The sequence below is a fragment of the Noviherbaspirillum album genome (assembly GCF_035916955.1).
GTDB classification, from domain to species: domain Bacteria; phylum Pseudomonadota; class Gammaproteobacteria; order Burkholderiales; family Burkholderiaceae_D; genus Noviherbaspirillum; species Noviherbaspirillum album.
Window position 1 is genome coordinate 13,021 of sequence record NZ_JAWIIV010000046.1, and the last position, 21,392, is coordinate 34,412.

At 64.8% G+C, this 21,392-nt stretch carries 21 protein-coding genes; 16 read left to right on the forward strand and 5 right to left on the reverse strand.

The genetic code is table 11. The features are described 5' to 3' along the window. The first annotated feature begins 141 nt into the window (after positions 1–141). The 3 genes from RY831_RS29035 to RY831_RS29050 all read left to right on the forward strand — a co-directional run bounded on the left by RY831_RS29035 (position 142) and on the right by RY831_RS29050 (position 2,766). Entirely contained in the window at positions 142–972 is an 831-nt protein-coding gene (locus RY831_RS29035) for a hypothetical protein (RefSeq protein ID WP_326509824.1), read from the forward strand. A gap of 403 nt (positions 973–1,375) precedes the next feature. Next, positions 1,376–2,389 (forward strand): AI-2E family transporter, encoded by a 1,014-nt coding sequence (locus RY831_RS29045; RefSeq protein ID WP_326509825.1) that lies wholly within the window; start codon positions 1,376–1,378, stop codon positions 2,387–2,389. Positions 2,390–2,487: 98 nt separating this feature from the next. Then, positions 2,488–2,766: a hypothetical protein gene (locus tag RY831_RS29050; RefSeq protein ID WP_326509826.1), complete on the forward strand. Its 279-nt coding sequence runs from the start codon at positions 2,488–2,490 to the stop codon at positions 2,764–2,766. 63 nt (positions 2,767–2,829) lie between these two features. Here the strand turns inward: RY831_RS29050 and RY831_RS29055 are convergent, their stop codons facing one another. Together RY831_RS29055 and RY831_RS29060 are read right to left on the reverse strand one after the other, a co-directional pair. Next, positions 2,830–4,302, reverse strand: a complete 1,473-nt coding sequence (locus RY831_RS29055; RefSeq protein WP_326509827.1) for a sensor domain-containing protein — start codon at positions 4,300–4,302, stop codon at positions 2,830–2,832. A gap of 159 nt (positions 4,303–4,461) precedes the next feature. Continuing rightward, positions 4,462–5,061: a short chain dehydrogenase gene (locus RY831_RS29060; RefSeq protein WP_326509828.1), complete on the reverse strand. Its 600-nt coding sequence runs from the start codon at positions 5,059–5,061 to the stop codon at positions 4,462–4,464. Between RY831_RS29060 and RY831_RS29065 the strand changes: the two genes are divergently transcribed. From RY831_RS29065 to RY831_RS29075, 3 genes are all read left to right on the forward strand, one after another. Further along, complete coding sequence (locus RY831_RS29065) at positions 5,060–5,191, forward strand: hypothetical protein (RefSeq protein ID WP_326509829.1); 132 nt, start codon at positions 5,060–5,062, stop codon at positions 5,189–5,191. The genes RY831_RS29060 and RY831_RS29065 overlap by 2 nt on opposite strands. Positions 5,192–5,228: 37 nt before the next feature. Further along, positions 5,229–6,179, forward strand: a complete 951-nt coding sequence (locus tag RY831_RS29070; RefSeq protein ID WP_326509830.1) for a LysR family transcriptional regulator — start codon at positions 5,229–5,231, stop codon at positions 6,177–6,179. Between the two features lie 65 nt (positions 6,180–6,244). Continuing rightward, the gene (locus tag RY831_RS29075; RefSeq protein ID WP_326509831.1) at positions 6,245–7,228 is read left to right on the forward strand and encodes a 2-dehydropantoate 2-reductase; all 984 of its coding nucleotides are present in this window, start codon (positions 6,245–6,247) and stop codon (positions 7,226–7,228) included. Between the two features lie 22 nt (positions 7,229–7,250). On the opposite strand, the gene RY831_RS29080 is transcribed toward RY831_RS29075, so the two are convergent. Continuing rightward, positions 7,251–7,733, reverse strand: a complete 483-nt coding sequence (locus RY831_RS29080) for a hypothetical protein (protein ID WP_326509832.1) — start codon at positions 7,731–7,733, stop codon at positions 7,251–7,253. A 77-nt stretch (positions 7,734–7,810) separates the two neighbouring features. Next, the gene (locus RY831_RS29085) at positions 7,811–8,431 is read right to left on the reverse strand and encodes a 3'-5' exonuclease (protein ID WP_326509833.1); all 621 of its coding nucleotides are present in this window, start codon (positions 8,429–8,431) and stop codon (positions 7,811–7,813) included. Between the two features lie 248 nt (positions 8,432–8,679). Between RY831_RS29085 and RY831_RS29090 the strand changes: the two genes are divergently transcribed. The 10 genes from RY831_RS29090 (at position 8,680) to RY831_RS29135 (ending at position 19,003) form a co-directional block, all read left to right on the forward strand. Then, on the forward strand, positions 8,680–9,411 hold the full coding sequence (locus tag RY831_RS29090; RefSeq protein WP_437126338.1) for a c-type cytochrome: 732 nt from the start codon (positions 8,680–8,682) through the stop codon (positions 9,409–9,411). 9 nt (positions 9,412–9,420) lie between these two features. Next, the gene (locus tag RY831_RS29095; protein WP_326509834.1) at positions 9,421–10,728 is read left to right on the forward strand and encodes a c-type cytochrome; all 1,308 of its coding nucleotides are present in this window, start codon (positions 9,421–9,423) and stop codon (positions 10,726–10,728) included. Positions 10,729–10,869: 141 nt separating this feature from the next. After that, the gene (locus tag RY831_RS29100; RefSeq protein ID WP_326509835.1) at positions 10,870–11,943 is read left to right on the forward strand and encodes a 3-deoxy-7-phosphoheptulonate synthase; all 1,074 of its coding nucleotides are present in this window, start codon (positions 10,870–10,872) and stop codon (positions 11,941–11,943) included. Positions 11,944–12,169: 226 nt separating this feature from the next. Beyond that, positions 12,170–13,342: a sensor histidine kinase gene (locus tag RY831_RS29105; protein WP_326509836.1), complete on the forward strand. Its 1,173-nt coding sequence runs from the start codon at positions 12,170–12,172 to the stop codon at positions 13,340–13,342. Positions 13,343–13,401: 59 nt separating this feature from the next. After that, positions 13,402–14,001 (forward strand): DUF924 family protein, encoded by a 600-nt coding sequence (locus tag RY831_RS29110; protein WP_326509837.1) that lies wholly within the window; start codon positions 13,402–13,404, stop codon positions 13,999–14,001. A 92-nt stretch (positions 14,002–14,093) separates the two neighbouring features. Further along, positions 14,094–15,326 (forward strand): DNA topoisomerase IB, encoded by a 1,233-nt coding sequence (locus RY831_RS29115; RefSeq protein ID WP_326509838.1) that lies wholly within the window; start codon positions 14,094–14,096, stop codon positions 15,324–15,326. 45 nt (positions 15,327–15,371) lie between these two features. Further along, positions 15,372–15,674 carry an antibiotic biosynthesis monooxygenase family protein gene (locus RY831_RS29120; RefSeq protein WP_326509839.1) on the forward strand — a complete coding sequence of 101 codons (303 nt, stop codon included), beginning with the start codon at positions 15,372–15,374 and terminating at the stop codon, positions 15,672–15,674. A gap of 190 nt (positions 15,675–15,864) precedes the next feature. Continuing rightward, positions 15,865–16,443, forward strand: coding sequence for a hypothetical protein (locus tag RY831_RS29125; RefSeq protein ID WP_326509840.1), 579 nt, complete (start codon positions 15,865–15,867; stop codon positions 16,441–16,443). Between the two features lie 341 nt (positions 16,444–16,784). After that, positions 16,785–17,837: an SRPBCC family protein gene (locus tag RY831_RS29130; protein WP_326509841.1), complete on the forward strand. Its 1,053-nt coding sequence runs from the start codon at positions 16,785–16,787 to the stop codon at positions 17,835–17,837. Then, entirely contained in the window at positions 17,834–19,003 is a 1,170-nt protein-coding gene (locus tag RY831_RS29135; RefSeq protein WP_326509842.1) for a zinc-dependent alcohol dehydrogenase, read from the forward strand. Before RY831_RS29130 ends, RY831_RS29135 begins: the two co-directional genes overlap by 4 nt. A 63-nt stretch (positions 19,004–19,066) precedes the next feature. Here the strand turns inward: RY831_RS29135 and RY831_RS29140 are convergent, their stop codons facing one another. After that, the gene (locus tag RY831_RS29140; RefSeq protein WP_326509843.1) at positions 19,067–21,382 is read right to left on the reverse strand and encodes a putative bifunctional diguanylate cyclase/phosphodiesterase; all 2,316 of its coding nucleotides are present in this window, start codon (positions 21,380–21,382) and stop codon (positions 19,067–19,069) included. Positions 21,383–21,392: the final 10 nt, after the last annotated feature.

Sequence of the window (21,392 nt, forward strand, 5' to 3'; positions counted from 1 at the left end):
AAGCTTTCGAGAAACGAACCCGCGCTGTCTCATCCGGTCGAAATCCGGCAAGCCAAGCACTGCCGCCACGGCGTGACGGTGCAAGTGCTTGCGGAAACTGGGAACCTGGAGGAAATTGACGTGGGCATACTTGGCACTCTCATGGGAAAACGCGAACCGGAAGTCAGATATCGCACCATCGATGGCGGCCATCCGGCACCTTATCCCGACATGACCGACGAGCAGCTGTACAACTATGAAGTGACGTTCAACGTGCCGCGGCGCACCTTCGACAGGCCGCCGGTGCCCGTCACTCCAAGGGGCGAGGAAGTCACCATCCGCCGCGAGCCCAGGTTGGTGGAAAGGCCCGCACCGCAGGAAGCGGCGCCACCAATGACTCCCTCATTCTCGCCTTCGCCTTCACCTTCGCCGGCTTCTGCGCCTGCCTCCGGCAGGAGCTTCGATGCGCCGCGCTACACCGCGCGCCCGGCGCGGGAGACCCGGGCGGAGCAGGTGGAGCAGTTAGAGCAGCCGACCCAGGCGTTCACACCATCCGCACCATCCGCACCATCATCGGCTGCGTCCGGCAGCGCAGCCGTGCAGGCACACCCCGACCTGCAGCCCACGCAAATTCCGCCGACGCGGATGCCGCCGCCGCTGGATTTCAGCAGGCCGGTGCGGCTGATCACGACCAAGCAGCCGGTGGAAATCATCACCACCCGCGCCCGCCATCCTGTCTACAAGGTGCACGGTTATATCGGCGATGATGACGTGGTGACGGTGTTCACACACGACGGACGCCTTTCCGAAAACGGCTTGCGCTACCTCGAGAACGTGCCGCAGCAGCACCAGCTGTATGTCAATGTCTACGCCAATACAGATCCGCTGAGCCGCGACCGCTACCTGCTGACCCAGCATGAAAGCCGCGAGCATGCGGATGCGGCGGCGCAGGCGGGCAGGCTGGCCTGCGTTGCGGTCGAGCTGGACGGATAACACGGGGAGCCGCGGTCAGTTCGCTCCGCCCCGTCCTGGCTGGCAGCGGCTGGATCAACCCAGCCTGACGCCGGCAAACAGCTCCTTGAGCTCCCTTGGCTGCGAGCGCCCGTACCACGGTGGCGGGGCGACCTGCGCACCCAGCTTCGCGGCGGCCTTCCGGCTCCACCGCGGTGGCTTCGCCCTCGTCGGAGGGGTACTGGCACATCGGTGCGATTACAATGCGGTTCTTCAGCGTCGATGATTCCAGCGCGATGGGGAAATGAGTGTGCTCATCGACGGCGTTCCGTGTGCGGAAAAATCAGGGTTCGGTTTGGCTTGATTCCAGAGGGCATGGATCGCCGAGGCGCTTGCAAGGTTTTCAGCGCTCTCTCCTTATCACCCATGCAGCCCGGACAAGCTTATGGCTTCTCAAAACAAGACCCATTTAACCATCATTGCCTCCTACCTGCTGGCCGCCGCCGCGCTCTTCATCGTGCTGCACAAGGGCTTGCTGGCGGCGCTGTTCTCAGGGCTCCTGGTGTATTCGCTGGTGCATGTGCTGGCGCCGCCGCTGGCGCGCAACATCAGCGATCATCGCGCGCGCATGATCGCCGTCATCATTCTCGGTGCGCTGATCGTGCTGCTGCTCTCGCTCGGCATCTGGGGCGCGGTAACGTTCTTCCAGAGCGATGCCGGCAGCATCAGCGTGCTGATGAAAAAGATGGCCGACATCATCGAGGAATCGCGCGCGCAGATGCCGCCCTGGCTCAAGGAGTATGTGCCGGCCGGCGCCGAAGCGATCCGCGCCGCATTCACCGCCTGGCTGCGCGATCATGCTTCGCAGGCGCAGACCATTGGCCAGGAAGCCGGACGCACCGTCGCGCATCTGCTGATCGGCATGGTGATCGGCGCGCTGGCCGCCCTGTACGACGCCACCGTGCCCGATAGCGACAAGCCGCTTGCCGCCGCCCTGGAAATGCGTGTCGTCAATCTGCAGGATGCGTTTCGCCAGATCGTGTTCGCGCAGGTGCGCATCGCCGGCCTCAATGCCATCTTCACCGGCATCTACCTGGCGGTCGTGCTGCCGCTGGCGGGCATCCACCTGCCGCTGACCAAGAGCATGATTGCCATCACCTTCGTCGCTGGCCTGCTGCCGGTGGTCGGCAACCTGATTTCCAATACCGTCATCGTCGTCGTCAGCCTCTCGCATTCGCTCGGCGTGGCAGTCGCATCGCTCGCCTTCCTTGTCATCGTGCACAAGCTCGAATACTTCCTCAACGCAAGAATCATCGGCGCCCACATCAATGCCCGCGCCTGGGAACTGCTGGTCGCCATGCTGACGATGGAAGCGGTCTTCGGCTTGCCGGGCGTCATTGCCGCGCCGGTGTTCTATGCCTATGTGAAGAAGGAACTGGCGGACCATGACCTGGTTTGAGCCAGACACAAAAAGGAAACTTTCGACATTCCCCGGCATCGCATGGATACGGACGGCGACACTCAAGTCCGCGATGCGAATTTAACTGGAGAAATGCAATGTCGAATCAGAAGAGAACTTCCGCCGAGGACGAGGACAAGAAGCAGTCGAATTCATCGAGGGGCGACAATTCCAACTCGGTGACGCCGAAGGATGTCTCTGCCGAGGATGCGGCAGCGCGCGACGTGACGGAGCGCAAGGTCCACTCCGCCGACAAGGATGAAAAAGAGGAAGAGCAGCTCGATGATGCGGTGGAGCTGACTTTCCCCGCCAGCGATCCGATTGCGATTCCGACGCCGGAGGATGTCGCCAAGCGCAGCCCGGGCCGTGGCGCCTGAACGCCGTCGCCCATCCGCCCTTGATTCCTGCCGCATGCGCGGGCTGGCGCGGCAATGTCCGCCTCAGCCCGGCACTCCCATGTCTTCCCTGAATACCTGCCAGTTTCCCTTGCCCCGGCCCTTCGCGTAATACATCGCGCAGTCGGCCGCGGAAAGCAGCCGCTCCGCGGACTGCGCGTCGCGCGGATACAGGCTGACGCCGATGCTAGGCGTGACTTGCATTTGATGGCCGTCGATCTCGTATGGCTGCGACAGCGCGGCCAGCACCTTCTGCGCGGTCTCTTCGGCCGCGCCTTCCTCATGCATCTCGGGCAGGATGATCACGAACTCGTCCCCGCCGACCCGCGCCACGGTATCGACCGCCCGCAGCAGGCCGCGCAGCCGGGTCGCCACCGCCTGCAGCAGCAGGTCGCCGACATGATGGCCGAGGCGGTCGTTGACGGGCTTGAAGCAGTCGAGGTCGATGAATTGAACCGCCACCAGGTGACGATGGCGGCGCGCCATCTCCAGCGCCTGTCCCAGCCGGTCCTGCAGCAGCCGGCGGTTGGGCAGGCCGGTCAGCGCATCATGATGGGCCAGGTAGCGGATGCGTTCCTCGGCCAGCTGGCGTTCCTGGATTTCGGCCTGCAGCAGCGCATTGGCGCGCGCCAGTTCGGCGGTGCGTTCCTGCACCCGCAGTTCCAGCTCGTCATGCGCGCGCTTGAGCGCTTCCTGCGCGCTGCGGCGTTCGGTGATGTCTTCGGTCAGGTAGATGGCGCCCTTGCCCGGATCGGACGAGTCGATCGACTTGGCCAGCACGCGGCACCAGAACAGCGTGCCGTCGCGCCGTTTCATCCGCACTTCCAGGTCCAGGCGCTGGCCGCTGGTCAGGATGGGGCGCGCCAGCCGCGTCAGCTCTTCATAGGCTGCGGGCGACGGATACAGCATATGGGTAGGCTGGTCGATCAGTTCTTCGCAGGTCCAGCCGAACATCTCCGAGAAGCGCCGGTTGCAGTGCAGGAAGCGGCGCTTGCGGGTGAAGGTGACGCCGAGCGAGGCATTGTCGAGCATGGCCTGGTACTCGAGCAGCAGCTGCCGCTGCGCTTCGGCGGCTTCCTTGCGCTCGGTAATGTCTTCGGTAATGAAAATCGCGCCCTTGCTGGCATCGTCGGGGTCGATCAGCCGGCCCAGCATGCGGCACCAGAAGAGGGAGCCGTCGCGCCTGGCCATCTGCACCTCGGTATCGAGGCGGCGGCCGGAACTCAGCACCGGGGCGGCCATGCGCAGCCAGCGGTCGTAGGCCGCCGGCGAGGGATAGGTAAGGTTCGCCGGCTGGCCGACCAGTTCATTGCTGTCCCAGCCGAACATTTCCGAGAAACGCTGGTTGCAATGCAGGAAGGTGCGGCGCCGGGTGAAGGTAATGCCGAGCGAGGCGTTGTCGAGGATCGCCTGGTATTCCAGGAGCCGGTGCTGAAGCTCCGATGGCTCGGATGCATCGCATGGCGGCAGCGCGCGGCCGGTAGGTGCGGAAAGAATAACGCCTCCTGAAGTCTCCAATGCTTCCTTGCCGCGCCATCAGGCTTCCATCGGCGGCGGCAAGACGCTTTTTGTTCTGGAAATCGTCCAACCCGCTATCCTACCTTTTCCGTAAGGAAATAGCGTTGACAAGTCGTTACGATTTTGCAGAGGAGACCGCAGAAGAAGAATGCCGTCTTCCTACCAGACCCGGTACACCTTGCCGGTCTGCAATCCGTCCACGCTGCGGCTGTAGGCTTGCGCGACACGGCTGGCCGGAACCGGTTCGAATCCGTGGAAATATGGGCCGTAGGCTTTCATCGATTCCTGCAGCACCGAGGGATCGACGACATTGATGCGCAGGCCGCGCGGCAGTTCGATCGCCGCTGCCCGTACGAACCCGTCCACCGCCGTATTGACCGTCGTGGCATTGATGCCGTAGCGGATGGGCTCGGCGCCGACGATGCCGCTGGTCAGGGTGATCGAGCCGCCGTCGTTGAGATGGCGCTGCGCGGCCAGTGCGACGTTGACCTGGCCCATCAGCTTGTGCTGCAGGCCGACATTCATCTTGTCGGCGTCGAGCTCGGCCAGCGGGCCGAAATGCAGGTTGCCGGCGGTGACCACCACCGCATCGGCCGGCCCGATCCTTCGGAACAGCGCCTCCACGCTGGCCGGGTCCGCGATATCGACCTGGTGCTGGCCGCCGCTGCGGCCGACCCGGATCACTTCATGGCGGGCGGCGAGTTGTTCCGATACGGCGCGGCCGATGGTGCCGGTGGCACCGATAACGATCACTTTCATGGCGATTCTCCTGATGAGTCCTGCGATTTTGGGGCTGCCACCAGCTGCTTTCCCCACGGTCCGGGGTGCGGCGGTAGTCAGTGCAGCCATTATCGATTTCATCATCATGGGAATAAATGGGTTAGCATGAACAACATTACTAACCATTGGTTTGCAATCGATAATTAATGGACAAGCTGCGCAGCATGGAGATTTTCGTCGCCGTCATCGATTCCGGCAGTTTCACTGCGGCGGCGGAGCGTTTCGGCATTTCGCCAGTCATGGTCGGCAAGCACATGCGCCAGCTGGAGGAGCGGCTCGGTGCCCGGCTGCTGGCGCGCACCACCCGCCGCCAGAGCCTAACCGAGATTGGCCGCCAGTACGGCGAGCGCTGCCGCCAGATCCTGGCCGACATCGCCGCCGCCGAGACCGGCGCGGAAGCGATGCGCGCCACGCCGCGCGGCCTGCTCAGGGTCAGCGCGCCGGTGACCTTCGGCTCGCAGCGGCTGGCGGCGGCGGTCGCCGATTACCTGGCGCAGCATCCGGAGGTGAGCGTGGAACTGGTGCTCAACGACCGCGTGGTGGACATGGTGGAGGAGGGCATCGATGCTTCCATTCGCATCGGCAACCTCGACGATTCCGGCCTGGTGGCGCGGGCGCTGCTGCCGTACCGGATGCAGATCTGCGCCTCGCCGGACTACCTCGCACGCGCCGGCGTGCCGAAAACGCCGCCCGACCTGGCGCGGCACCAGTGCCTGGATTACCTGCACTGGAGCCGGCACCTGCGCTGGAAGCTGGCGGGGGGCGGCAGTCCAGGGGATGAAGGCGCGCAGGCTGGAGCGCCGGCCAGCCGCTTCCGTTCCAACAACGGCCAGGCGTTGCGCATGGCGGCGCTGCGCGGCTACGGCATCGTGATGCAGGCCGAAATGCTGCTCGAGGAAGACATCGCCGCCGGCCGCCTGCAGCCGCTGCTGCAGGATTACCTGCCTGAGCCCCGCCCGATGCACCTGCTGTATCCGCGCGACCGCCAACCCACGCCCAAGCTCACCAGCTTCATCGATTTCATGCTGGCGCGCTTCGGCGCGCAGGCCGCGCTACACTCTCCGGATTCCCTCACCACGGCCCTTTCCCAGAAGTAGGGGGTGAGATCAGCGGCCCGAAAGATGAACCATTTTTCGGGCCGAATCAATAATGCGGAGGACATATGAAAGTAGCGGTTGTCGGTTTCGGCGCCATCGGCGGATTGATCGGCGCCCGCCTGGCGCAGGCGGGCTGCGAGGTGACTGCCGTCGCGCGCGGGGAAACGCTGGAAGCGCTGCGCCGGCATGGCGCCCGGGTGCAGACGGAACAGGGCCTGGCGCAGGTGGCGCTGCGGGCGGAACAGGATCCGGCGGCGGCTGGCGTGCAGGATCTGGTGATCATTGCCGTCAAGGCGACCGGCCTGGCCGACGCGGCCGCGCGCATCGGCCCGCTGATCGGGCCCGATACGCTGATCCTGACCGCAATGAACGGCGTGCCCTGGTGGTTCTTCGCCGCCGGCGATGTGCCTTATGCCGGCACGCGGCTCGCCTCGCTCGATCCGGACGGCGCGCTGCTGCGGGCCATGCCGGCGCGGCAGGTGATCGGCTGCGTGGTGCACCTGTCGAGTTCCTGCCCGGAGCCGGGACTGGTCCGGCTCGGCTTCGGCAACCGGCTGATCATGGGCGAACCGGCCGGCGGCGTGTCGCCGCGGGTTGAGCGTCTGGCGGCGCTGCTGGCGCAGGCCGGCTTCGACACCGAGGCCAGTGCAGATATCCGCACCGACATCTGGTACAAGCTGTGGGGCAACATGACGATGAACCCGGTGTCGGCCATCACCGGCGCCACCGCCGACCGCGTGCTGGACGACCCGCTGGTCCGGGAATTCTGCCTGGCGGCGATGCAGGAAGCCGCCGCTATCGGCGAGCGCATCGGCTGCCCGATCACCCAGAGCGGCGCCGACCGCATCGAGGTCACGCGCAAGCTGGGCGCGTTCAAGACCTCGATGCTGCAGGATGCCGAAGCCGGCAAGGCCATGGAAATCGATGCGCTGGTCGCGTCCGTGCACGAGATCGGCAGGCTGGTCGGGGTGCCGACGCCGGCCATCGGCAGCCTGCTGGGGCTGGTGCGCCTGTTCGGGCGCACCCGCGGACTGTATCCGCAGGCCTAGCCCGCTATTACTCCGCAAAACGTCAGAAGCATTGCATGAAGCCGCCATTGTTTTGGCAGACCTTGCCGGCGCGGTCGGTGTAGGTGCCGCCGCCGCCCTGGTAGCGCACCCCGCCGCTCCAGCAGCCGCCGGCGTCGCAGCCGGTCACTGGCGCGGGAGCGGGAGGGCCGACCGGGCGCGGCGTCGCCGGAATCACCGGCGCGGCCGGGTTGGCGGCGGGTGCCGGCGGCGCCGGCATTCTCGCAATCGTGGCCGGCACCGCGCGGCGGGGCATCACATTCTTCGGCGTTTCCCGGTCAGCACTTTCCTGCCGTTGCTCCTGCTGTTGGTGCTGTTGTTGTTGCTGTTGCTGTTGCTGTTGCTGTTGCCTGGGTGGCTGTCCGTGTTGCTGCGGTTCCAGCCGGGCCGCCCAGGTGTTGGATGGCGCGGCAGCGTCATCGGCCCTCGCCGCAGCGGCCAGGACTGTCATCAGCAATGCCAGCAGGCATGGTTTCATGGTGTTCATCGCATCACCCCGTCTTCGGACCGATATGAAATCGACACCGGCCCGGGGCAAGCGTTCAGCCAGGCATCAGCCCAACATCAGTGCACGGCTTGCGTCTTCAGGAAAGCCGGCACCTTCGCCGCGCTCAGTGCGCATACGCGTGCCAGCAGCGCCGCATCGACCTGCGGCACGCCGTAGCGGGTTTTCAGGTGCGAGCCGATCTGCAGCAGCAGCTGCGCGCTGACTTCGGCATCGGCTTCGGCGCGGTGGGCGTTGCCGCTGAAACGGATGCCCAGCGACGACGACAGCATGCCCAGCTTGTAGCTCGGCAGGCCGGGAAACACGCGGCGCGACAATTTCAGCGAACAGAGCAGGTGGCGATGGCGCGGCATCAGGCCGAGGTCGCGGCTTTCGGCGACCAGGAACTTCTCGTCGAAGCTGGCATTGTGCGCCGACAGCGGACGTTCGCCGATGAAGCGCAGCAGTTCCGGCACCACCTTCGATACGCAGGGCGCGCTGTCCACCATCTGCTGCGTGATGCCGGTCAGGCTGGTGATGAAGGGCGGAATGTGCACGTGGCAATTCACCAGCGACACGAAACGGTCGACGATGCGGTCGCCTTCGATCATGAGCGCGGCCACTTCGGTGATGCGCGCGCCCATGGCCGGCGACAGGCCGGTGGTTTCGAAGTCGAGCATCACGATGGGTTGCTGGTACATGGACATGGTCGGTGGCGATAAGCAGATGGGCAGATAGGCAGATGAAGGACGCAGGGCGGGAACGGCAGCCGGGGATTTTACGCGAGGCCGAATCCATAAGCGATGACGTAATGACCAGACCGGCCGTGATTGCAGGCAATTGCAAGCAATTTGCAGGTAAATGGAGCCGGCTTGCGCGGGCAGCGCGTGCATTCCTGCCAATCCCTTAAAATTCCGGCATTCCTACTTCACGCATTCCGCGCATCGCGATGTTTCCTCATTCCCCGCTTCATTTCCTGCGCCGCGCGCGGCTGCCCGCCGCACTCGTTGCCCTGGCCCTGCTGGCGCCGGCTTCCCGGGCCCAGCAAGGCACCGATGCCATGGCCAAGCGGGTCGCCCCTTGCATGGCTTGCCATGGCAAGGAAGGTCGGGCCGCGGCCGACGGCTACTATCCGCGCATCGCCGGCAAGCCGGAAGGCTATCTGTACAACCAGCTGCGCAATTTCCGCGACGGCCGCCGCCAGCAGTATCCGCTGATGGTCTACATGGTGCAGCACCTGTCGGACGATTACCTGAAGGAGATGGCCGGCTTCTTCGCATCCCAGCACCTGCCGTACCCGCCGCCGCAGGCGACCGACGCCTCGCCGGCGACACTGGAGCGCGGCCGCCGGCTGGTGCAGGACGGCGATCCCTCGCGCAAGATTCCCGCCTGCGCCGCCTGCCACGGCGAGGCGCTGACCGGCGTGGCGCCGGCAATCCCTGGCTTGCTGGGCCTGCCGCGCGATTACATCAATTCCCAGTTCGGCGCCTGGCGCGAAGGCACGCGCCGCGCCGCCGAGCCGGACTGCATGGCGCAGATCACCCGCCAGCTGACCCCTGAGGACGTGGCGGCGGTGTCCTCCTGGCTGTCCAGCCGCAGCGTGCCGGCCGACGCCAGGCCGGTGGCATCCCTGCCTGCGAAACTGCCGATTGCCTGCGGCAGCGTCCCGGAAACGAAATAAAGGAAGCCCATGAAACGATTCTTCATTGGCGCGCTGCTGCTCCTGGTCGTTGCGCTCGGCGTCACCGCATGGCTGGGCCTGCGCGAAGACACTACCGATGCCACCGCCAACTCGCCTTCCAGCTCGGCGGACCTGGTCGCGCGCGGCGCCTACCTGGCGCGCGCCGGCAACTGCATGGGCTGCCACACGACCCGCGGCGGTGCGGAGTATGCGGGCGGACGCGCGATCCAGACGCCGTTCGGCGCCATTCCCTCGCCCAATATCACGTCCGACCGCGACACCGGCATCGGCAGCTGGACCGCCGACGATTTCTGGCGCGCCCTGCATAACGGCAAGTCCAAGGACGGCAAGCTGCTGTATCCCGCCTTCCCGTATCCGAACTACAGCCGCGTCACCCGGGCCGATTCGGATGCGATGTATGCCTATTTCCGCACGGTCGCCCCGGTGCGCCAGGAAAACCGCGAGCCGGAACTGCGCTTCCCTTTCAATCACCGCATATTGCTCGTCGGCTGGCGGGCGCTGTATTTCCGCCCGGGCGTGCACGTCGACGAACCGCAGCAGAACGCCGAGTGGAATCGCGGCGCCTACCTGGTGCAGGGGCTCGGCCACTGCAGCGCCTGCCATGCGCCGCGCAACTTCCTCGGCGCCACCACCGGCGGCGAGAACCTGAGCGGCGCGATGATCCCGATGCTGAACTGGTATGCGGCATCGCTGTCAGGCAGCAGCGGCGAAAGCGGCGCCGGCCTCGGCGACTGGGAAGTGCAGCATATCGTCGACCTGCTCAAGACCGGCATCTCGGCGCGCGGCGCGGCTTCCGGCCCGATGGCCGAAGTCGTGCGCGGCAGCCTGCAATACCTGGATGAAAAGGATGTGCGGGCGATGGCGGTTTACCTGAAATCGCTGCCGGGCAGTGAACAAGGCGGCCGGGGCGGGCAGGGCGAAGCCGGCGCGCCGCCCCGTTCCACGCCGGAGGTTCAAAAGATCCTTGGGATCGGCGCCCAGCTTTATGAAAAGCATTGCGTCGAATGCCACAAGGCCTCGGGCGAAGGCGAGCCGCCCGGCTATCCGGCGCTGGCCGGCAACCGGTCGCTGATACTGGCCTCGCCGGTCAATGCGATCCGCGCCGTGCTGCACGGCGGCTATCCGCCCAGCACCCAGGGCAACCCGCAGCCCTACGGCATGCCGCCGTTCAGCGCGCTCCTGAACGACGAGGAAATTGCCGCGGTGGTTTCCTATGTCCGCAACAGCTGGGGCAACCAGGGGGCGCTGGTGTCGGGCGGACAGGTCAACAATCTGCGGGCGGTGACGCTGGATTAGAACTCCGCCAGAGTCGCGGCGGGCGCGGCCGGCGGGCGCATCGCCGGCCGTTCGGCATGTTGGGGGCGGAGCGGGCAGCGCCTCGCGTTACACTATCGGCTTTCCTCACCCGATGCGAGCGCCAGACTCGCGATTGCCGCCATGACCAGCTTCCATGTAGAAAACGTCAATATTGCCCGGTTCGACTCCATGCCCACGCCGGAGGATTTGCATGCCAGCCTGCCGCTGACCGAGCGCGCCGGCGCCGCCGTGCTGCGCGGCAGGGAGGCGCTGCGCAACATTCTCGACCGCAAGGATCCGCGCATGTTCGTCGTGGTCGGCCCCTGTTCCATCCACGATCCGGTCGCCGGACTGGACTACGCGCGCCGCCTCAAGCAGCTGCAGGAAGAGGTGCAGGATACGCTGCTGCTGGTGATGCGGGTGTATTTCGAAAAGCCGCGCACCACCACCGGCTGGAAGGGGTTCATCAACGACCCCGACATGGACGATTCCTTCCACATCGAGCGCGGCATGGCCAGCGCCCGCCAGTTCCTGCTCGACGTCTGCGAACTGGGCCTGCCCACCGCGACCGAGGCGCTCGACCCGATCTCGCCGCAATTCCTCGGCGACCTGATCACCTGGACCGCGATCGGCGCGCGCACCACCGAATCGCAGACGCACCGCGAAATGTCGTCCGGCCTGTCGACCCCGGTCGGCTTCAAGAACGGCACCGACGGCGACATCGGCATCGCCATCAACGCCATCCTGTCGGCTTCCCATCCGCATTCCTTCCTCGGCATCAACGGCCAGGGCAAGGTCTCCATCGTGCGCACCAGCGGCAACCGCTACGGCCACGTGGTGCTGCGCGGCGGCGACGGCCGTCCGAACTACGACACGGTGTCGGTGGCGATGGCCGAACAGGCGCTGGCCAAGGCCAAGCTGCCGGCCAACATCGTGGTCGACTGCTCGCATGCGAACAGCTTCAAGAATCCCGACCTGCAGCCGCTGGTCATGGCGGACGTGGTCCACCAGGTGAGGCTGGGCAGCAAGTCGCTGGTGGGCGTGATGATCGAATCGAACATCGTCGGCGGCAAGCAATCGATTCCCGCCGACCTGTCGAAGCTGCAGTACGGCTGCTCGGTGACCGACGGCTGCGTCGGCTGGGAAACCACCGAAAAAATGATCCGCGAGGCCGATGCGATGCTCAAGGATGTATTGCGCACGCGCCTCGGCTGAATCGTTGAACCTCAACCGTTGTTTGTCGGAAAAGAGAAGCGGTCGTAAGACCGATATCGGCTCTATCAAGGGGAAAGTATTTACTTGCGGAAATAAAGCATGAAAATTTTTCGCCGGCAAGGTGGATGCGTGTCATTTTTACGTATTTCTAAGGCATTATGCAGTCAATAAAACACTAATCTGAAACGTCATTGACCATCTGCATGGCAAGAACGAGGGAGGGAAAGTGAACACTGCATTTGCCGAATTGCTTTCTTTGAACGACGCATTGCTGCGGGCCGGGGCGCAGGATGGCTGGATCAATGCGCATCTGCTGTCAATCATCGTGACCGGGCTGGCCTTCTACACGATGTGCTGCGCGTTCATTTACCTGCTCAGCCGCAAGCCGATGCGCTTCAAGGGCATCTACGTGATGCTCACCCTGTTTTTCTTCATTTCCGGCAGCGCGCATTTCATCTCGCTCTGGACCCTGTCGCATCCCGACGCGCGGCTCGACGCCTTCCTTGAACTGCTGGTCGCGGGATCGGCGCTGCTGACCGCCGCCATGCTTGCGGTCGTGATCGTCAAGGCGGCCAAGCAGCCGACACATCCGGAACTGCAGACGGCGGTCAGGCAGCTCGAACTCGAGATCGCGGAACGCAGGAAGGCGGAGGAGGCGCTGCACCATTCGCAGGCGGTGCTGCGCGAACTGGCGGCTTACCAGGAACGCATCCGCGAAGATGAACGCAAGCGCATCGCCCGCGAAATCCATGACGACCTCGGCCAGAACCTGCTGGCGCTGCGCCTGGATGTCGTCAGCCTGCACCAGCGCATCGGCGCGCGCCACCATAAGTTCAAGGAGCGGGTCACCCTGGCGCTGGACCAGCTCGATACCACGATGAAATCGATCCGCAGCATCATGAACAACCTGCGGCCCTCGGTGCTGGATCTCGGGCTGCAGGAAGCGATCGAGTGGCAGGTGCGGCAATTCGAATCCCGCAATGCGATCCGCTGCGAGCTGGTGACCGAAGGCTGCGGCGAGGGAATGTCGGATGCGCACGCCACGGCGGTCTTCCGCATCCTGCAGGAATCGCTCAGCAATATCGGCCGCCATGCGCGGGCGTCGCTGGTGAATGTCGAACTGTTCATCAAGGACGGCAGGCTGGACATGACGATCCGCGACAACGGCGTCGGCATGTATCCCGGCGACCGCCGCAAGGCCCACCATTTCGGCCTGATCGGCATGCAGGAGCGCGTCGCCATTCTCGGCGGCGAGCTCGAGATCCAGAGCATGCCCGGGCAGGGCACCGTACTGATCATGTCGCTGCCGGTCAAGATGGCGCCCTCCCAGCGGGAGGCGGAGCAGGGCCCGCAACCGCAGCCGCAGGCAAAGGCGGCACCGGCATCGCTGGATGCCTGAACATGCGGGCATAGCACCTCAGCAAGCAGGCAGGCAATCAACCAAGGAAAGGGAGTGGAATGGAAAACCCGGCATCCATCATCGAATTCTGGTTCGGCCTCGATGCCGACGACAAGCTGGCGGCGGACCGCCAGGCCGGGCTCTGGTGGTCGAAGAATGAAGCGATCGACGCCGGCATGCGGGAGCGCTTCGGTCCATGGCTGGACCAGGCCGCCGCTCGCCGGCTCGACGGCTGGGCCGACACCGCGGCCGGCCGCCTCGCGCTGATCCTGCTCACCGACCAGTTCCCGCGCAATATCCATCGCGGCACGCCGCAATCGTTTGCCTACGATGCATTGGCGCGGTCATGGTGCAGGGAAGGCTTGCGCGAAGGCGTGCAGGCCACCCTGCGGCCGATCGAGCGGGTGTTTTTCTATCTGCCGCTGGAGCACTCCGAATCGCTCGCCGACCAGGACCAGGCGGTAGCCTTGTTCGCCGAACTGCTGGACGGCGTGCCGCCCGCGCATCGCGACACCTTCCAGGGCTTCTACGATTTCGCGGTGCGCCACCAGGAAGTGATCCGCCGCTTCGGCCGTTTCCCCCATCGCAATGCCATCCTCGGCCGCGCCTCGACTCCCGAGGAAGCAGCCTTCCTGCAGCAGAAGGGATCGTCGTTCTAGCCGTTCTTCCGCGTTGCACCAATTGACGCTGCTCACGGCGGCGAACGGCATGCGGCAACCCGCATGCCGGCTTCATTGTCAAATGGTGCAATATGACGACCGCCACCCCGACCCTACGGACTTCATCCCAGGATTCATCACCGGAATCGCCACAGCTCGCTCGCCAGATCGGCCTGCGCTACGTTACCGACAGTATCCCCGGCTTCACCCGCCAAGCTTGGCGCGACGGCTTCCGCTACCTCGATACGGAAGGGCGGCCGATCCGGGATGATTCCGTGCTCGCACGCATCCGCTCGCTCGTGATCCCTCCCGCCTGGACCGAGGTATGGATCTGCCCCTGGGAAAACGGGCACTTGCAGGCCACCGGGCGCGATGCACGGAAGCGCAAGCAGTATCGTTATCACCCGCGCTGGCGCAATGTGCGGGATGAAGCCAAGTATGGGCGCATGATCAGCTTCGGCCAGGCGCTGCCCGCGATACGCGCCCAGGTCGACAAGGACCTGAAGCTGCCCGGCCTGCCTCGCGAGAAGATGCTCGCCACCATTGTCTACCTGCTGGAAGCGACCATGATGCGCATAGGTAATGAACAATATGCGAAGCAGAACAAGTCTTTCGGCCTGACCACGCTGCGCGACCGCCATGTGCGCATCGACGGCGGCGAAGTCGAATTCCGCTTTCGCGGCAAGAGCGGCGTGCAGCATGCGATCAAGGTCGGCGACGCGCGCCTGGCGCGCATCATCCGCCGCACCCGCGACCTGCCGGGACAGGAACTGTTCCAGTACATCGACGACGACGGCCAGCAGCGCAGCATCGGTTCCGCCGATGTCAACGATTACCTGCGCGCCATCACCGGCGAGGATTACACCGCCAAGGATTTCCGCACCTGGTCCGGCACCGTGCTGGCCGCGCTGGCGCTGCAGGAATACGAAAGGTTCGATTCCGATGCCCAGGCCAAGAAGAACGTGGTGCGCGCGATCGAATCGGTCGCCGAAAAGCTGGGCAACACGCCGAGCATCTGCCGCAAGTGCTATGTGCATCCGGCGGTGATCGAGTCCTATCTCGACGGCACCATGCTGCAGGCGCTGCAGCAGCGGGCGCAGCAGGAATTGCAGGAAGACCTGCATGCCCTCGGCCCCGAGGAAGCGGCCGTGGTGGCGCTGCTTCAGCAGCGCCTGCAGGCTTCCGCCGACGGGGCTAGGACGAGGAAATCGAAGCCGCCGCCGAAGCCGAAGGCCGTGCCCAAGGCCAAGGCAGCGACAAGTAACAGGGCCAGGACCAGAGCCGGCGAGGCGCGTCCTGTGCGAACCGTGGGGAAGATGCAATAATTCCGCATTGCATTTTTCTCACAACAGAACGTACAGGAACCAGCCATGATTCTCGAACTCGCCGACATCCGCATCCAGCCCGGCAAGCAAGCCGAATTCGACGCCGCCATCCAGCGCGGACTCGAACAGGTGATTTCCAAAGCCAAGGGCTTCCAGGGTTACAAGGTCAATAAAGGCATCGAATCGCCGGAGCGCTACGTGCTGATGATTTTCTGGGAAACGCTGGAAAACCATACCGTCGACTTCCGCCAGTCGCCGGCCTTCCAGGAGTGGCGTGCCATCGTCGGCCCCTATTTCGCCTCGATGCCGGTGGTGGAACACTTCAGCCTGCTGACAAAATCCGCCTGATCCCGTCGCCTCCGGATTGTGCCGCCGTCCGTGTTTGTCCTACGCGCGGTCCGGCGTGACGGCTGCGGCAACGCTGCCGGGCATGATTTGCACCGATTCAATTCCATCCGCGTTTTCCGGTGATATGATCGTGCCCAAGCCGTCCAATGCTGTATATCGCCATTGCCATTTCCACTAAGGTCAAACAAGAATGCCATTCCAAGCTGACGCCGTTACCCTGACGCTCATCGTGCTGCTGGCCGCACTCGTCATCGGCATCCTTGCGTTTGCGGCATCGGCAAAGGCGAAGGCAAAACGCGCCGCGCGCGACATCAGCGCCATCAACGCCACCATCATCGATTACTTCCGCCGCAGCGGCGTGCAGGTGTCCTGCGATTCCACCCGACTGGCCGGAGCGAAAGCCTTCACCGCGGTGGTCGAGTCCGAACCGATGAAGCGCTTCCGGCTGTCGCACATCATTGAAATGACCCTGCGCGACCATGTCCGCAAGAGCTGCGGCCTGCAGCTGGAAAAGATCTACTGGCGCTTCCCGATCAAGGAAGCCGGCCAGGCCGGGCAGGCGGTATCGGTGCAGTCCGGCGTCAAGCCCGCCAGCGAAGCCGTGGCCGAGACCGGCAAGGTCGACGAGACTTCCGATGAATACATCAATGAAGGCCTCGAGAACTACCGCCACATTCCCAAGCCCGAGGTGACCGAACTCGACTGGGAAACCTTCGAACAGATGTCAACCCAGGAACGCGGCAAGAACGAACAGCCCGGCAATTCCTGATTCCGCATTCCTGAGTTCAACCAGGTCTCACCTTTCTTGCATGCCGTCACGCAACGGCAGAGCGTTGTCCCTCCCTATCGTTCGCCGTCGATCCGGCCATGCCGGATGCAGCGGGAACTCCCCATGTTGATTATTTGACTAACCGGGCATCAAGAACTTGTTTCATCGATAACAGCCGGTCATGAGGCGGGTTTTCCATCGATACAGCGAGTCAGCAGATACCGGGTCCGGCGCAGCGCCGGGTTCGCTATTTCCATTCAACTCCTCGCGTCCTTGTCCTGGCTGCAACAATCTGCAGGCCAGGCGGGGCGGGTGCAAGGAATGCAACGGAGGGAACAACCATGCAACATCAGGCAGCAGGCCCGGCCATCCCGGGTGCGGCACCGTCTCACGCAGGACATCGCCTGCCGGACGCGAACAACTTTCTTGGCAGCCACCCGGATTCCTTTCAAACGGGATCGTCCCATGACCGGCAGTACCCCGCGCCGAACGCGGCGCGCGCCGAGCAGCTGGCCAAGGCGCTCGGCTGGTTCAGCATCGGCCTGGGGCTGGCCCAGCTGCTGGCGCCGGAAAAGGTATCGCGCGCCATCGGCGTGGCCGACAGTCCCAAGCTCATGCGCGCGCTCGGCGCGCGCGAACTGAGCGCCGGCGTCGGCATCCTCAGCCAGCGCCGGCCCGCCAACTGGATGTGGAGCCGCCTGGCCGGCGATGCGATGGACCTGATGCTGCTGGCCGCCGCAGCGAGGGACCGCGGCAATGACCAGCGCCGCATCGCCTGGGCGGCCGCGGCCGTCACCGGCATTGCCGCGCTCGACCTGATCGCCGGCATGGACAACCAGCAGCGCAAGCGGCTGGGCCAGGGACCGGATGCGAGCGGCTACGTCAACGTCGAAAAATCCATCACCGTCAACAAGACGGCGGACGAGTGCTATCGCTTCTGGCGCAATTTCGAAGCCTTCCCGCGCTTCATGCAGCACCTGGAGTCGGTGCAGGCCATCACCGACAAGCGCATTCACTGGAAGGCCAAGGGACCGGCCGGCAGCAGCGTGGAGTGGGATGCGGATGTCACCGTCGACGAACCCGGCCGGGAGCTGGCCTGGCAATCGGTGGAAGGCGCCGACGTCGACAACGCCGGCCGCGTGCTCTTCGAATCCGCGCCGGGCGGACGCGGCACCATCGTGCGGGTCGTCTTGCATTACAAGCCGCCGGGCGGCATCGCCGGCGCGCTGATCGCCGGCATGTTCGGCGAGGAGCCGTCGGTACAGATCGACGAAGACCTGCGCCGCTTCAAGTGGCTGCTTGAAACCGGCGAGATTCCGACCACCGTCGGCCAGCCGTCCGGCGAGCGCGGCGCATGGAACCGCATACTGTTCAGGAAAGGAGCACCGGGATGAGAGCAGCTGTCTGGCATGGAAAACGCGACGTGCGGGTCGACAACGTACCCGATCCGGAGATCATCAATCCGCGCGACGCCATCGTGAAGGTATCGTCGACCGCGATCTGCGGTTCCGACCTCCACTTGTACAACGGCTTCGTCCCGACCATGGAGAAGGGCGACATCATCGGCCATGAATTCATGGGCGAGATCGTCGAGGTCGGCAGCGAAGTCAGGAACCTGAAGATCGGCGACCGCGTGGTGGTGCCGTTCCCGATCGCCTGCGGCAGCTGCTTCTTCTGCAACGAGCAACTGTATTCAGTGTGCGAGAACTCCAACCCGAACGCGGCGATGGCAGAGAAGATGTGGGGCCATTCGCCGTCCGGCATCTTCGGCTATTCGCACCTGACCGGCGGCTATGCCGGCGGCCAGGCCGAATACGTGCGCGTGCCGTTCGCCGACGTCGGCCCGATCAAGGTGCCCGAAGGCCTAACCGACGAGCAGGTGCTGTTTTTGTCGGACATCCTGCCGACCGGCTATATGGCCGCCGAAGCCTGCGACATCAAGCCGGGGTCGGTGGTGGCGGTCTGGGGCTGCGGCCCGGTCGGCCAGTTCGCAATCCAGAGCGCCTATCTGCTGGGCGCGGAACGGGTGATCGCGATCGACCGCTTCCCGGAACGGCTGCGCATGGCGCGCGAGATTTCCAAGGCTGTCACGCTCGATTATGAAGAGGTCGACATCGCCGCCGCGCTCAAGGAAATGACCGGCGGGCGCGGCCCCGATGCCTGCATCGACGCGGTCGGCATGGAAGCGCACGGCATGGGCATGATGGGCGCCTACGACCGCGTCAAGCAGGCGATGGGCGCCGAGACCGACCGGCCGGTGGCCTTGCGCCAAGCCTTGATGGCCTGCCGCAACGGCGGCGTGGTGTCGATTCCCGGCGTCTACGGCGGCTTTCTCGACAAGATCCCGTTCGGCTCCATCATGAACCGCTCGCTCACCATCCGCACCGGCCAGACCCATGTGCACCGCTACATGCGTCCGCTGCTCGAGCGCATCCAGAAGGGCGAGATCGATCCCAGCGTGGTCATCACCCATCGCATGTCGCTCAACGATGCGCCGCACGGCTACGACATCTTCTGCAACAAGCAGGACGAGTGCATCAAGATCGTGATGAAGCCCTGAACGCCAAGCCGGATTGCGTTCGTGCTTGATGAAGGAAGCGGCGCCGCGGGCGCCGCTTTTTTCTTACCGGTCCGGCGACAGCAGCCGCTCGAACTCCGCCGGCGGCAGCGGCGGACTCTTCAGGTAACCCTGGTACATGTCGCAGCCGAGTGAATGCAGGAATGCCAGCTGTTCCGGCTTTTCCACGCCTTCGGCCAGCACCTTGAATCCGAGCGAATGGCCCATGCCGACGATGGAGGTGGCGATCGCGCCGCGGTCGGCGCCGTGCGGGATCGCATCGACGAAGCCCTTGTCGATCTTCAGCACGTCGAGCGGAAAGCGCTGCAGGTAGGCCAGCGAGGAATAGCCGGTGCCGAAATCGTCGATCGCCAGCCGCACGCCGGTGGCGCGCAGCCGCTGCAGCAGTTCGGCCGCATCCGGTTCCATCAGCGCGCTTTCGGTCAGTTCCAGTTCCAGCCGCGTGGCCGGAAAGCCTGTCTGGGCGGTGACCTCCGCCACGGTGGCGCCGATGTCGCGGTGACGGAACTGGCGCGGCGACATGTTGACCGCCAGCGTCAGCGCCGGCAGGCCCGCATCCATCCACTGGCGGCCCTGGCGGCAGGTTTCCCGCAGCACCCATTCGCCGATGGCATCGATCAGCCCGGTGCTTTCGGCCACCGGGATGAAGCGCGCCGGCGGTATCAAGCCTTCCTCGGGATGCTGCCAGCGCACCAGCGCCTCCGCGCCGACGATGCCGCCGCCGGCGATATCGACCACAGGCTGGTAATACACCCGCAGCTCGTTCTGCTCGATCGCGCGATGCAGCCTGGCTTCGAGCCGGATGCGCTCGCGCGCCGCCTGCGTCATTCCCTGCGAAAAATAGCGGAAGCCGCCGCGTCCTTCCTGCTTGGCCTGGTACAGCGCCGCATCGGCATGCTGCAGCAATTGCTGGGTGCTGGTGCCGTGGTCCGGAAAGATGCTGATGCCGATGCTGATGCCCACCCGCACCTCGGTGCCGTCGGCCAGCGTCCATGGTTGCTTCAGCGCGCGCAGGATGCCGTTGGCCACGATCGCCGCATCCTCGGCATGCGCCAGCTTCGGCAGCACGATGCCGAATTCGTCGCCGCCCAGGCGCGCCACCGTATCCATGTCGCGCATGCGCGCCGACAGGCATTTGGCCACCTGCTGCAGCAGTTCGTCGCCGGCATCGTGGCTGAAACTGTCGTTGATATCCTTGAAGCGGTCCAGGTCAAGCATCAGCAGCGCCATGGTGCCGCTTTCCCGCTGCGCCAGCCGCATGCCGTGTTCCATGTGCGACATCAGCAGCGCCCGGTTGGGCAGGCTGGTCAGCGGGTCATGCTGCGACATGAACTCCAGCCGCGTCTCGGAGGCTTTCAGCTGCGACAGGTCGGCAATCACGCCGACGTAGTTGGTCAATGCGCCGTCGCTGTTGGTAACGGCGCTGATGCCGAGCAGCTCCGGATAGATTTCGCCGCTCTTGCGGCGATGCCAGACTTCGCCGCGCCAATGGCCTTCGCGCTGCACGGTGGCCCAGATTCCCTTGTAGAAGTCGTCATCGTGACGGCTGGAGCGCATAATCGACGGCGACAGTCCGATCACTTCCCGTTCGCTGTAGCCGGTGATGTTGGTGAATGCCTGGTTGACCATCAGGATGCGCCGCTCAGCGTCCAGCACGACAATGCCTTCGCGGGTGGTCTCGAAGACCGCCGCCGACTGCCGCAGGCGCTCTTCGTTGCGCTTCTGTTCGCTCATGTCCATGTTGGCGCCCGATACCAGCACCGCCTGGCCGCCGGCGTCGCGCTGCACCATCAGCCGGGACAGCACCGGAATGTAGTGGCCGTCCTGGTGTCTGAGGCGGATCTCGATGGTTGCGCCGGAATCCTGTCCGGTCAGCAGCGCCTCGATGCGGCGTTCGGCTTGCATCAGGTCTTCGGGATGCAGGATCTCGCGCCACACAGAAGCGTCGCCTGCGGCGGTTTCAGCCCCAGTAATATGGACCGCAGTGCTGCGGCCGAGCAGTTCCCAGCAGCGCGGCGAAAAATAGATTTGCCCGCTTGCAAGGTTCCATTCCCACCAGCCGTCGTTCGTGCCCTTGAGCACGCGTTCCAGCCGCTCGCGGTAGAGGTCGGATGCCTGCTTCGCCCGCACCAGCGATGCATGCCATGCGCTGAGCAGCAGGAACAGCAGTCCGCTGGTGATGCCGACGAAAAGCATGCCTTTCGTGGTGCCGATGCGCGCCAGCTGGTCGGGATCGCGGAACAGGAAGCGTATTGCGCTGTCGGAGCCGGCAATCCATGCCGCGGCAAACAGCAGGTAAAGCAACACGATGCCGCCGGGGGAGCGCAGCCGTTGCCGGAGATTGCCGCGGGGATCTTTCATGCGTGTCGGC

Bases quoted from the DNA above. Each gene is read 5' to 3' on its own strand.
- RY831_RS29035 (WP_326509824.1), top strand. From the start codon at position 142: ATGGGAAAACGCGAACCGGAAGTCAGATATCGCACCATCGATGGCGGC.
- RY831_RS29045 (WP_326509825.1), top strand. From the start codon at position 1,376: ATGGCTTCTCAAAACAAGACCCATTTAACCATCATTGCCTCCTACCTG.
- RY831_RS29050 (WP_326509826.1), top strand. From the start codon at position 2,488: ATGTCGAATCAGAAGAGAACTTCCGCCGAGGACGAGGACAAGAAGCAG.
- RY831_RS29065 (WP_326509829.1), top strand. From the start codon at position 5,060: ATGGCGATTCTCCTGATGAGTCCTGCGATTTTGGGGCTGCCACCAGCT.
- RY831_RS29060 (WP_326509828.1), bottom strand. From the start codon at position 5,061: ATGAAAGTGATCGTTATCGGTGCCACCGGCACCATCGGCCGCGCCGTA.
- RY831_RS29070 (WP_326509830.1), top strand. From the start codon at position 5,229: ATGGACAAGCTGCGCAGCATGGAGATTTTCGTCGCCGTCATCGATTCC.
- RY831_RS29075 (WP_326509831.1), top strand. From the start codon at position 6,245: ATGAAAGTAGCGGTTGTCGGTTTCGGCGCCATCGGCGGATTGATCGGC.
- RY831_RS29080 (WP_326509832.1), bottom strand. From the start codon at position 7,733: ATGAACACCATGAAACCATGCCTGCTGGCATTGCTGATGACAGTCCTG.
- RY831_RS29085 (WP_326509833.1), bottom strand. From the start codon at position 8,431: ATGTACCAGCAACCCATCGTGATGCTCGACTTCGAAACCACCGGCCTG.
- RY831_RS29090 (WP_437126338.1), top strand. From the start codon at position 8,680: ATGTTTCCTCATTCCCCGCTTCATTTCCTGCGCCGCGCGCGGCTGCCC.
- RY831_RS29095 (WP_326509834.1), top strand. From the start codon at position 9,421: ATGAAACGATTCTTCATTGGCGCGCTGCTGCTCCTGGTCGTTGCGCTC.
- RY831_RS29100 (WP_326509835.1), top strand. From the start codon at position 10,870: ATGACCAGCTTCCATGTAGAAAACGTCAATATTGCCCGGTTCGACTCC.
- RY831_RS29110 (WP_326509837.1), top strand. From the start codon at position 13,402: ATGGAAAACCCGGCATCCATCATCGAATTCTGGTTCGGCCTCGATGCC.
- RY831_RS29115 (WP_326509838.1), top strand. From the start codon at position 14,094: ATGACGACCGCCACCCCGACCCTACGGACTTCATCCCAGGATTCATCA.
- RY831_RS29120 (WP_326509839.1), top strand. From the start codon at position 15,372: ATGATTCTCGAACTCGCCGACATCCGCATCCAGCCCGGCAAGCAAGCC.
- RY831_RS29125 (WP_326509840.1), top strand. From the start codon at position 15,865: ATGCCATTCCAAGCTGACGCCGTTACCCTGACGCTCATCGTGCTGCTG.
- RY831_RS29130 (WP_326509841.1), top strand. From the start codon at position 16,785: ATGCAACATCAGGCAGCAGGCCCGGCCATCCCGGGTGCGGCACCGTCT.
- RY831_RS29135 (WP_326509842.1), top strand. From the start codon at position 17,834: ATGAGAGCAGCTGTCTGGCATGGAAAACGCGACGTGCGGGTCGACAAC.
- RY831_RS29140 (WP_326509843.1), bottom strand. From the start codon at position 21,382: ATGAAAGATCCCCGCGGCAATCTCCGGCAACGGCTGCGCTCCCCCGGC.